At 30.2% G+C, this 12,672-nt stretch carries 7 protein-coding genes; 4 read left to right on the top strand and 3 right to left on the bottom strand.

Features of this window, described 5'->3' with window-relative positions; all coding sequences use genetic code 4:
• Nucleotides 1-45: 45 nt before the first annotated feature.
• The 4 genes from infC to ACXYRO_RS00625 all read left to right on the top strand — a co-directional run bounded on the left by infC (nt 46) and on the right by ACXYRO_RS00625 (nt 7,754).
• Nucleotides 46-672: a translation initiation factor IF-3 gene (infC, locus tag ACXYRO_RS00640; protein ID WP_458614022.1), complete on the top strand. Its 627-nt coding sequence runs from the start codon at nt 46-48 to the stop codon at nt 670-672.
• A complete protein-coding gene (gene rpmI / locus ACXYRO_RS00635) occupies nt 653-841 on the top strand; it encodes a 50S ribosomal protein L35 (RefSeq protein WP_435129700.1) in 189 nt (62 codons plus the stop codon). The genes infC and rpmI overlap by 20 nt, the downstream gene beginning before the upstream one ends.
• Before the next feature lie 43 nt (nt 842-884).
• Nucleotides 885-1,235 carry a 50S ribosomal protein L20 gene (gene rplT, locus ACXYRO_RS00630; RefSeq protein ID WP_458607508.1) on the top strand — a complete coding sequence of 117 codons (351 nt, stop codon included), beginning with the start codon at nt 885-887 and terminating at the stop codon, nt 1,233-1,235.
• Between the two features lie 288 nt (nt 1,236-1,523).
• Complete coding sequence (locus ACXYRO_RS00625; protein ID WP_458614007.1) at nt 1,524-7,754, top strand: glycoside hydrolase family 20 zincin-like fold domain-containing protein; 6,231 nt, start codon at nt 1,524-1,526, stop codon at nt 7,752-7,754.
• A gap of 119 nt (nt 7,755-7,873) precedes the next feature.
• On the opposite strand, the gene ACXYRO_RS00620 is transcribed toward ACXYRO_RS00625, so the two are convergent.
• From ACXYRO_RS00620 to ACXYRO_RS00610, 3 genes are read right to left on the bottom strand one after another with little or no spacing between them, the layout of a single operon-like run.
• Entirely contained in the window at nt 7,874-8,821 is a 948-nt protein-coding gene (locus ACXYRO_RS00620) for an ABC transporter permease (protein ID WP_458597735.1), read from the bottom strand.
• On the bottom strand, nt 8,821-10,419 hold the full coding sequence (locus ACXYRO_RS00615; protein WP_458614006.1) for an ABC transporter permease: 1,599 nt from the start codon (nt 10,417-10,419) through the stop codon (nt 8,821-8,823). Before ACXYRO_RS00615 ends, ACXYRO_RS00620 begins: the two co-directional genes overlap by 1 nt.
• Nucleotides 10,412-12,649: an ATP-binding cassette domain-containing protein gene (locus ACXYRO_RS00610; protein WP_458614005.1), complete on the bottom strand. Its 2,238-nt coding sequence runs from the start codon at nt 12,647-12,649 to the stop codon at nt 10,412-10,414. The genes ACXYRO_RS00615 and ACXYRO_RS00610 overlap by 8 nt, the downstream gene beginning before the upstream one ends.
• Between the last annotated feature and the right edge of the window lie 23 nt (nt 12,650-12,672).

Below are 12,672 nucleotides of genomic sequence, written 5' to 3'. Positions count from 1 at the left end.
TACTTTTAAAGTAGGAGAGCGAATCAAACTTTTTTATAAGGAGACATTATCATACACGACAAAAGAAAAAAACCTACTTCAGAACATTATGTTAACAAAGACATTCCATTTCCAAAAGTTTTCTTAATCGGAAGTGGTGGTGAGAAATTAGGTGTTAAATATACTTCTGAAGCTATTGAATTAGCAAGAAACGAGAAAATGGATTTAGTTTTAATCAGTGTGGAACCTAAACCTATCGCTCGAATTTTAGATTACGGAAAATTTAAATATGATCGTAAAAAGAAACAAAAGGTTATTAAAGAAAAACAAACAACCATTCAAAATCGTGAAATCCGTTTGACTCCTATGATTGGTGAAAACGATTTAACTACCAAAGCAAAAAAAGCTCGCGAGTTTCTTTTTAAAGGTGATCGTATTAAGGTTTCTGTAAAACTTAGAGGACGCGAATTAGGTAGAAAAGACTTAGGTGAAAATATATTATGAAAGTTTTTATCTAAGGTCGAAGATATCTCTGATAAGACAACCGAACCAAAACTTGTAAATGAACGTTTCTTAGACATGAATCTCCAACCAAATAAAACAAAAATCGCTAAATACTTAAAAGAACAGAACCTAAATGCTCTGCATCAAGGTTCTATAGAAGGAGAAACAAATGCCAAAGATGAAAACTAAAAGTGCATTAAAAAAACGTATTAAAGTTACCGGAACAGGTAAGGTTATGAGAGAACAAGCCTTCCGTTCACATTTAGCACAAAACAAAACTACCAAACAAAAACGTCAAGCCCGTAAATCAACTCTTATGCACAGAAGCGACCTTAAAAGATTTAAATCATTGATTTAATCTTTCAGCTTGATATTTTATTAACTAAGAAAGGAAAATAAATATGGCAAGAGTTAAAGGTGGAACAGTTACAAGAGCAAGACGTAAAAAATGAATAAAATTAGCTAAAGGTTACTTTGGACATAAATCAATCGGTTATAAAGTCGCAAAACAAGCAGTTATAAAATCTTGAACATATGCATTTAGAGATCGCAAACAAGTAAAGAGAAATTTCCGTAAACTATGAATTGCACGGATTAATGCAGCAACCAGAGCAGAAGGACTTAGTTACTCAAGATTTATTAACGGACTTAAAAAAGCAAATGTTACAATCAACCGTAAGATGCTTTCAGAATTAGCAATCAACGAACCAAAAACTTTTTCTATGCTTGTTAAATTATCTAAGGAAGTTTAGAAAGCACAAAAGAGCAGATGCTCATTTGAGTCAAAATGCAATCTAAAAGCTACACTATAAAAATTAGGTTATTGTGTAGTTTTTTTTGTATAACCACAAATTATTTTTCGATGATAAATTTACAATATTAACTTAACAAAAGCAAAAATAATTTTAAACTTACAAAATCATTAACCCTAAAAACTCATTTAATGTAGGATGTAGGCTTGGTATCTCCCAATATCCTACTTTACTGCTTTAAAAACCGTTTTTTTTTTTTTTTTTTGGTTTTAATTTATAATATATTATATGAAACAATATAAAAAATTAAAACATTTGATTTTAGGTGCATCATCAATTGGTGTTGTTGCTGTTTCAGCAACAACTACTACAGCACAAAATCAAGATACAACTTCTGCAAGACACTATGATATTGCACCAGAAGTTCAATCTATTACTTATTTAAATAAAACATCCTTGATTTCTAGAGATGTTAATTTAGTTTATGAATCTAATATTGATCAAGCAACTAAAAATCGTCTAAAGGCTGCATTAGCATTTAGAAATATTACATCTTCAGAATCAAGAAATATAGTAGAAGGGAAAACTAATATTCTCGTAGGAATACAAGGTGATAGTGACACCTTAGTTGATGATCAAATTAAAAAAATTGATTCATCAAATGATTTTAATGCTTCTAATTTTGCTAAAAACGATTCATATGTAATTAAAACACAAGATAACTATATTGAACTTTTAGCTAAAGATTCTGATGCTGCTTATTTTGGTGCTACTACTTTGTGACATATCTTTCAACAACTTGATGGATATAAAATAGAAGACTTTACCATTAATGACTATGCTGATATTAAAATGCGTGGAATGATGGATTCGTGAAAATTATATTCATATGCTCCAACTCAAAGTAAGCAAGATATTATTAACTTAATGAATTTTGCATCGTTTTATAAACTTAATACCTACATCTGAAACCCAGATCAAAAAATCTTAGGAGAAAATAAATCAAATCGCAATCAAATTGATAGCAAACCTGGTTGAAGTGTGTTATACACAGCAGATGAACTAAAAGATCTCAAAGATATCACCGAAGCATCAAAACAAAGTCACGTTCACTTTGTTTATACATTAGATGCACTAGGTGATTTTAATGCTAAAAATTCTTCACAAACATATACTGATGCTGAATATCAAAAAGATTTAGGATTACTTAAAGAAAAATTATTACAAGTTATCAAAGATGGTGGAGTTCGTCATATCGGAATATTATCACCAGGTGAAGATTCTACAAAAGTATCGCAGTTATTTAATGATTTAGTGACTTGATTAAAACAACTACAAACAACCTATCCAGATTTAAGCACTCAAATTTTATTTGAAGGTAAATATGGTCAAGGTGGTTCTGATTTTACTAATAATAATCACACATCGTTAAATACAGGATATCTACCTTATTATGCTAATTTACCACACGAAGTAATTCCATTTTTAATTAATGATGCATCAAAAAGATATATTGATGCTTTTACAGTTGATAGATATTCATCTGCTTCATATAATATCAAACCTGTGTTTCACAAAACTTTTTCAGTTGATTTAGCAGATAATTCTTGACTACAAAATACCATATTAACTCGTGGAGCAGAAGATTTAATTAAGTTATCTAATAATAACAGTGACAATATCAATCCAGATAAATTTAGTGGATTGGTATTAACTGATGTTAATATCCATCCACAATTTTCTTTGTTTTCATATTATGATTTAGCTAACATCTCTTGAAAAATCTTACCTACACATTCAAATTCACGAAATGAAACAAAGAAAAAGTTATACTACGATTCGTTTAAAGTGGTTGCATCAAATACACTCCTTGATACTCCAGCATCAATTGCTTTGCGACATGTTGCTAAATATTTATCAGTTGAGTATGCTGGACAAATTAATGTGTTTGGTGATGATCCTTTAAAAGAGGCAGCTACTAATTTTTCAAAATTAGATTTATATACAGGTAATCATTCTACACAAGCGAATGCATATTTAGAACAATTAGAAAATATTATTTCTGAAATTCAGTTACTACAAGATAACAAGGATAATTCATTATTTTTAGCAAACATCAAAGATAACTACTTATCTGCAGTTAAAGATATGTTTTCAGCATATAAATATTATGTGCTAGCTTATTTAGAAAACCAAAAAGTTGCTCCAGTTTTAGATCGGGTAGTTAATTTATACAACATCGGTCAAACTTATTTACAAAATTTTGCAACTTACAAATATGGTGATCCAAAATATGGGCAAGTGATTATTAAAAACTTAAATGTGGGTGCAGATGTAATGAAAAATCTGCAATCATATCTACAAGATATAGTTTCAAAATATCTTGATAAAGTTCAACCAGTAGGTGATGATGATAGTGATAACCAACCTAGTGTCATTACTTCAATGTCAGATCCATCTAATGCTTCACTTTCAGATATTTTTATCTTAGGAAATCAAAGACAACTAGTTTATAAAAATAATGGTAGGGGGAGTAATAAAATCAAAACAGGGGATTGATTTGGTGTTTCATTTAAAAAACCAATTCATGCTAAAGATTTACAAGTAAAATTTGGTTCTAATAATAATAATGGCAATGAATACTTTAAATCCTTTAAAGTACAATATCAACTTTATGGACAAAGTGATTGAAACGATTTGCAAAAAGATGCAAATACACAAAATCAGCAATCAAGTGGTTCAACTAGTAACGATTACACATTAAATGCTGGAGCATTAACTACCACTACCGATAATAATAAATGAAATATTAGTGTAAATAAAGATAATATATCTGCAATTAGAATTGTAGATACAGAACCTGCAAACACCCAGAGAAATGCTTGGTTTAGAATTTATGAATTTGTTGTAAATACTGATTCTGCACCTAGAATCGGGAAAATTTCAGATAATTTACAAATTTCAGAAGATAATGAAAATCATAACAGTGCTGATTCACCGAATAAACAAACTTTTAATTCTAATAATATAACCAATGTTCAAAAATCAATCTTTGATTTATCTACTAATATAAATAACTTTGCTAATAACAAATACATCCAATTTAAATTAGCAAATGAATCAGAAGTTACATCGGTAGTCATTGAACAAGGTAATAGTAAATTAAATTCAGGGGTGGTAGAATATTGAGATTCACATGCATCGAGCACTTCTAATAATGATGCTTCTACAACAGGTACTTGAAAATTATTTGGTAACATCCGTAGTGGTGCATATCAAATTATCCGTGGTCAAGCTCATGCTCAATTTTTTAGAATTAGATCAACAGATACATCACTAACAGGAACTTGAAATCTTGTTTCATTACATCTTTTCGGGCCTTCAAATCAGTTTTTATATACTGATAAAGATGATTCAAATAAAACTAATTTATTTACCACGAAGTTAAATAATAATGAATTTAACTTGTTTGTAGCAACCCCTAATTCTACAACTGCATCATCTTCACAAACTCAAACAACACAAATTACTTTAAATGATGACAAATATGTTGGATTAGACTTATTAAGAATGTATGAACTTACTAATATTAAGTTTAACGGAAATGCTACACTAGATAACAAAGTTGTTTTAGAAACATCAAGAAACGGAATTGAATGAACACAATATACAGGAACACTTGATGATAATAATAAGTTTGCTCGTTATATCCGTGTTAAAAGAGCAACAAATCAAACACCTTCTTTTTCAAATTTAGATGTAAGTGTTCAAAAACCTAAATCATTTGGTACATTGCTTGGTTCAAATGTGCAAATTATTAATGGTTGAGGTAATGATACTCGTTATTCAGATTCTGCATTAGACGGGGATTATACTACATCTGATAATTTTAAAGGATGACCAAAAGCAAATGATTATATTTTATATGATTTAGGTAAGCCTACTACACTTCAATCCCTTAAACTTTATGTAGATCCCAACACATCTGATTATCCACGATTCTTTAAGATATATGTTTCAGAAACAAATAGCAACGAAACAAATAACTGAGATGAAATATTTTATTCAGGGAACAAACAAGCTACATCTGATTCCTCTACCACTGTAACAGGCCCAACCACCTTAGCAGAAGTTAAAGATTTTCAATATCTTTTTGATAACACTCTATCAGATCAGAGATTAAATTATATGGTTAAAGTTGATCCTCAACGCAACAACTTTACCTATTTTGAAGCAGATGCTAGCAAGATTGCTGCATTAAATAACAAAAATATTAGATATGTAAAAATTGTATTTACCAAAGATATAAATGACTTATTACAAGGAACATCACATAATAAAAATCGTGGTGTAACAATTAATGAAATTGTAGTAAATGATAAATGAGATAATGTACCACATTCTGATGCAAGATTTTCAGGCACTTATTATGAACCTACTTTAAAGATTAATTCACCTAAATACTTTGTAGATGGTGATTATTATACATACTGAACACCTGCTCAAAATAATGGAAATTTAAAATTCTATATCAATCCACAAACATATAATGATAAAGATGTTAATGTCTTTTCTGATGGTAGCGCACAAGATGCAACATTTAATGCAATCTGATATAATACAACTACCAATAAAGAAGAAATTACTAAATTAGGAACCTTAAACCTTGAAGCACTGAGTTTTTCACTTAAAAACTCAGATAATACTAAAAAACTAGTAGGATTCCAAATTAATTGAACAGATAAAAAACCTTTAATTTATGAAATTTCTCCATCTCCACGAGAAACTCAAGACAGCGGAGATCAAACAAATAAACCAACCTTAGCAACCCTAAAAGAATCTTTAGCAACCGCTCCAACTGGATATAATGATTGAACTCAAGATTCTAAAACTCGTTTTGATAAAATAAAGACATCAATTGATGCGATGGCTGCTGAAAATGTTGCATTAACTGATCGTTCACTTCATCAACTTAAAGTTGCTGTTGATGCTGCTAAAGCAGGAACACCAGCAGTTTCGACAGCGAATGTTGCAACCTTAAATAACATCATCAACAGTGCATATTCTAATCAATCATACATTCAAGATGCCAACTATGCTAAATATCAATTCTTATTAGATCAAGTGAAACAAATGGCTACTAATCCATCAAAATATTCAAATGATGATTTTAATGAATTAAAATCACAGCTGGATGCAGCTAAACAAGGATTAAAATATTCTACATATAACCAACAAGTAGCTGAATTTAATCTCAAAGAACTTGATAATCTGAATGCAAATCACTATGATCCACAAACTTATGCACAACTACAAGAAACTAAAAAAGCACTTGAAGCAAAAATCAAGGATGGAACTGCTACTATCGATGATTTTGTTAAACTTAATGCTCAAGTTGCTACCAAAGTTGAAGAACTAAAACCAAATGATTTAGGAACTACATATACAAAGCTAGCAGATGCAATTACTAAAGCAAAAACATTTATTGCTGAAAACGCTCTAAAATTCCCACAACAATCACAACAATTACAAAAACAAATCGATCAATGACAAGCAACTTTAAACAACAAAGATGCTAAGTTAGAAGATTTACAAAAAGCTTTAGATCGAATGAATCGTGCTAATGAAGATGCACAAACTCAAAAAGATGAATTAGTTGCTTCATTGGATAATTTATTAACAGCACTTGCTAATACTGATGAAATCTATACTGATGATTCATACCAAGCATATCTTGATACAATCAATCAAATTAAAACAATCAATCACGATCCATCGATGTTAACTGCATCAGATATCCAAAAATATGTAAAACAAATTCAAGATGCACAAAGTATGTTAGCAATTTCACCAACCAAACTTGAAACTGCTAAAAAACAAGCTATCAAATTAACTGAAGACCTAGATTCAGAAGTTCAACAAGAATTTAAAGATCAACTTGCAAAAGCAAAAGATACTGCTGCATTAGCTAAAATCATTAATGCAATTAATGATAAAGTGCAACAAAGCAAGAAAAATAAAGAAGTTTTATCTAATAGCATCAAACGTTTATTAGATAAACTAACAAACGAAAAACTCAAAGCAGACTTAGAGCAAGAAGTTAAGGAAGCTAAAACCGAAAATGAATTAGCAAACTTTAAATCAAAGGTATTACAACTATTAAGTCCAAAACCAACCTTACCTACTCAGCCAGATACACCAGAAAATGGTGATAATGATACTCAAAAACCAGAGCAAGGCGGAAGCACTAATAACCCATCAAATACTGATGGTTCAAAACCACAAGAAGGAGGCAATAGTGGATCAACAACCACTCCACCTACTTCTGAAAACAAACCAAAAGACCAAAATCCACAAGATAATAAAAATGCACAAACATCAAAAACTGTTGAAAAATCTACTGGACCAACTGGTGGAGCAATCGCTGGTATTGTAATCGCTGTATTAGCATTTGTTCTCGGTATAGCAACCTTTGGATATACTTGATTTAAAAACAAGAAGAAAAAATCAAATCAATAATTTAAAACATCGCATCTGCGATGCCCAAATGCAATATAAAAAGCTACACTATAAAAATTAAGTTATTGTGTAGCTTTTTAAATTGTGTTTTAGAAGAGCATATGCTCTTTTTGTTTTGTTTATCGTTTTGATTTATCATACGGGATTCCTGCTGCGGCAGGTCCATATGTATTGCGACTTGTAGCAACTAAGACTATTAAAGTTACAATATAAGGTAAGATTTGGAACAAGTCTTTATAACGACGGAATCCTTCCCCGAATGAAATCGCTCCATAAAATGAAATGGAAAGTAGAATTGAGAAGAATAGCGATACTATAATTGAAATTGATACCTTTCATCTTGAAGTTATCATAATTGCTAATGCGATGAAACCAAAACCAGAAACATCCTTAGTCAGTGAAAACTCGGTGAGTCGACTCGATTGAATAAAGATTGAACCAGCAACACCTGAAATTAACCCTACAATCATTAACCCTTGTCATTTCATGCGATTAACATTAATTCCGGCTACATCTGCTGCCTGTGGATTTTCTCCAATCGCTCTAAATCTAAGTCCTCATTTGGTTTTACGCAATGCAAATCAGGCTAAAAATGTGATTACAACGGTTAAAACAACCTTTAGCGAAAGTATATTCCCATACTTGTTTTCATTGGTATCTAATGCAAGTTCAAAACGGTTTTTAAACTCTACATATTGTCCTGCATATACTTTTGAAGCAAGCAGATACACGATTAAAGCACCAATTCCACCAGCAAGTATATTAATTGCAAATCCTACAACGGTTTGGTCTGCTTTTAACTTTATAACAGCAAACCCGAATAGGAACGAGAGCAACAAAGTTGTAATTGAAGAAAGAAATACTAAAGGGATATTAGTTCAAACATTGTTGGTTTTAATTACTTCGGTAAATATTGTGCTATAAACAGCATATACAGAAGCGCCGAACACCATAAATCCATTAATTGCAATGTTAACTATCCCTGCACGTTCAGAGAAAATACCAGAAATTGTTCCTAATAACAAGATACAAAGAAAGAATGCACCATGACTAATAATAATTTCCATTATGCAACCTCCTCTTTGATTTTAAAGGTCTTAAAGTATTTATCTTTTATTTTCTTAATAAATGTTAAAAACAGTTCTTCTTGAAAATGTTTGAAATTATTTTTTAACATTTTTACTTCATTTTTATGTTTTCCAAGTAAGTCTCGATAAATATTTAATCCTGCAACTTCTTTTTGGGCATTATGCTGAAATTTAATTTTCGATAACTCATCATACATCTGCATCAGTTGTTCGTTGCTAAAGTCTTTTGAAGCAATAATCCTTTGGGCTACATTATTTTGGTAGTCTTTTTCGGTTTTAGCAAAAGCTCGTTTGAGTTTTTGACCTTCAAATCATTTGTTTACTAATTTAAAGCGATTCGGAACAAAAACACTAAATTTTTGTTGATAGTATTTTTTAAATTCTTTCCAGTACTCTTTATTCGTAATCAGATAACTTTGTTTAAACAATCACCGAAACGGTTTAAATTTATAAAAGATTAGTGACAGCGAAGCGATGAAGATAATAATTCCATAAATTAGCATAAAGAATTCTTCACGAATTGCTTCGCTTCCTTGTGGAATAGCTTGAAAGAAAGTTTCTGATGTATATAGCAGTGAGTATAAAAATGCAGATAAAATGACTCCTATTGGGGAATTTAAAGCAATCAAGGCGATAGCAATCGAATCAAATCCGATGACTATTGGGGAATTTGATGCTTCTAAGGAATTACGTTGTAAGACTATGTAATAAAATCCCGCAAATCCTATGAATGCTCCCGACAATCCCATCACCATTACAGTCAGCATTTTTTCATTTATACCTACATATTTTGCATTAGTTTTATTTAAACCAACCATTTTGATTTTATAACCAATTGATGTTTTTGCATAAATATATCAGATTAAAACTGCAAAAAAACCTAATAAAACTAGTCCTGCATAAATAAAGTTATATGTAACTGTTTCACTAATAAATATTTGTGTTGTTCCTTGGATTTGATCAAATCAAGGTTCTAAACCAGTTCCAAATGCACCGTTATCCTTTTTAAATAAATATTGTGCTAAGTATGCAATTATTCAGTTAAAAAAGATGGTTGAAATTACTTCATGTACATTTAAATATGCTTTTAAAAGTCCTGATAAAGCACCCATAATAAATGCAACTATAACAAAGATAAATAGCATTATCACAAGGTATGAAACACTTATTTTATTAACGGGTGTTCTTGAAAGAATCAATACAGCAAAAAAGATAATTGCTGGTGTTGTCATCTGGTTTGCAGCACCAATATTGAACAATCCTGACTTAAATCCGATGGAAACACCTATTCCGGCAAAACCGAAGAAAATTAAATAAAGCAATAAATATTTTTGGTTTAATGAATCAAATGCAAAAGTAAATACATATGTTATAAATGTGAAAAGTCCTGTTTGCCGACCATTTTGACCAGATCTCCCTAAAATCATATAGAAGACTGAAGCAATTAGTAAACCAAAAAATATAGCTCATAAGGATGAATAAATTTTTGTTCGAGTGTTCTTCTTTTCTTCAAACATAAAGAATCGTCGAGTTGATTCCATAAATGAAGCAAATTTACTATCTGCATATTTATGCATTTACACCTCCTTCTTTTTTATGTGCCATATATATACCAATTTCTGTTCTGGTTAAATCTTGAGCTTGTTTTACTGCTAATATTTCTCCACTGTTAATTACAGCAATTTTATCAGCAAGGGCAAGCACTTCATCAAGTTCATATGAAATTAATAAGATTGCCTTTCCGTTTTTCTTTTCTAATAAAATTTGCTCATGAATGTTTTTAATAGCTCCAACATCCAAACCTCGGGTAGGTTGCACAATTAAAATAAAATCATGTGGAGTATTCATTTCACGACCAACAATAAATTTTTGTTGGTTTCCACCAGATAATTGTCTTGCTTGTGACAGCCCGCCACGAGTCCCACGCACATCATATTTAGTTGTAATTAAGTTGTTTTCTTTTTTAATCTTTGCATCTCTTAAGATGCCAAATCTCACATATTCACTATCTCATAGACGTCTTAATATTGTATTATTTTTGATGTTATAATCTAAAACAAGTCCGTGTTTATGTCTGTCACTTGGTATAAATGTAACACCTAAACGTGATATGTTTTTTACTCCATAATCAGTAAGTGAAATATTTTCAGTAGTGTCTTTTTTAATCATAAATTTAGCCTGGTTTTGTTTAAATACAAAAAACATATATATAAGCAAACCGATTAAAAAGATACTACTAAAAACGATTACTAAACTTTGAAATACTAATAAAGTTGAACTTCTAATGATTAATGAGAAAACAAAATCAATCAATGCTATTAACGATAATAATCCTATAAGATGAGCACTTAAAAGTTTGTGTTTTTTGTTTTTAAACTTTCCATAAATTGTTGAATATCAAAATGAATGTAAAACAATTAATCCGAATGCAACAAAGCAAATAATCGATATCATTAATAAAACAATTAATGCCACAGTGTTGTATTTAAATAACAATCCTGCAAAAATTAAGGTGAAAAGAAACATTATTATCATACTTGAAAAAGATCAGGTTGCTAGTTTTTGAAATGGTAGTTTCATTTTATTTAACCCATTTAAACGGAATTTATTTATTACATGTTTAATTTGAATTCCAAGTATTAATTTAAAAAATATTCCTAATAATAATACAAACCCAAAAATGAATATGCCACCTAAAATTCTAAATGTAAATTGCTCTGATACTTGCTTTGGTACTGCTATTAATATAATTCCAACTATTAGCATTAATAAACTTAAAACAAACAATCCGATGTTTTTAAATTTATTTGCCTTTGCTATCTCTTTAACACGTTTTTGTGATAACTGAGTTTGTGCTAGTAAAATATCACCTGAAATCGGTTTTTTCATTCCACTAACAACATATTCTAAATCTAATTGTCCGTTTCCTTCAACTCCAGCAATCGCTAGTATTTCACCAGATTTAACATCTAAAGAAACATTTTTAAGGGGCTTATCTCCTTGGGTTGAAACATTTTGAATGCTTAATACAACAGGATTTTTAGTGGTATCAGAATATTCATTTCTGGTGATCTCAACATCTCCTCCCACCATTCTTGAAGCCATTTCTTCTATTGACACATCTTTAACAGTAAAGTCTCCAGTTACTTTTCCTAAACGCAGCACGGTAGCATTATCAGAAACTTCCTTTATTTCACCTAATTTATGTGAAATAAATAGAATTGTCTTTCCTTGACTACGAAATAGTTTAAATGTTTCTAACAACCCTTGAATTTCTTGGTCTGTTAAAACAGCAGTTGGTTCATCAAAAATTAAAATATCTGAATCACGATAAAGCATCTTCATAATTTCAACTTTTTGTTGAGTAGCAACTGTTTCAGTTCCTGTAACTTTGTTTAAATCAAAGTATAAATTAAATGATTCTTGAATGGCTTTTATTTTTTTTATTGCAGGTTTAAAATCAATGATTCGGGTGTGTTTGTTATTATCTTCACTACCTAAAACGATGTTTTCTAGATTTGTATAAACATCTACTAATTTAAAGTGTTGATGCACCATACCGATTCCAAGACGATTTGCTTCATTTGGTCCATCTATTGAAACTTCTTTATCATTAACTTTAATTATTCCTTTATCGGGTTCATAAAGTCCAAATAAAATAGACATTAAAGTACTTTTTCCGGCACCGTTTTCTCCTATTAAGGCATGAATCGTACCTTTTTTAACTTTAAATGAAATATTTTGATTTGCTTTTATTTCACCAAAGGATTTGCAAATATCAATAAATTCTATTGCATGTTTTTCCATTTTACTCCTTTAATGACATAATG

It is taken from the genome of Mycoplasma sp. 4013, assembly GCF_054353875.1.
The sequence above is the reverse complement of the archived record's forward strand: the minus strand, read 5'-3'. Positions and strand labels throughout refer to the sequence as shown.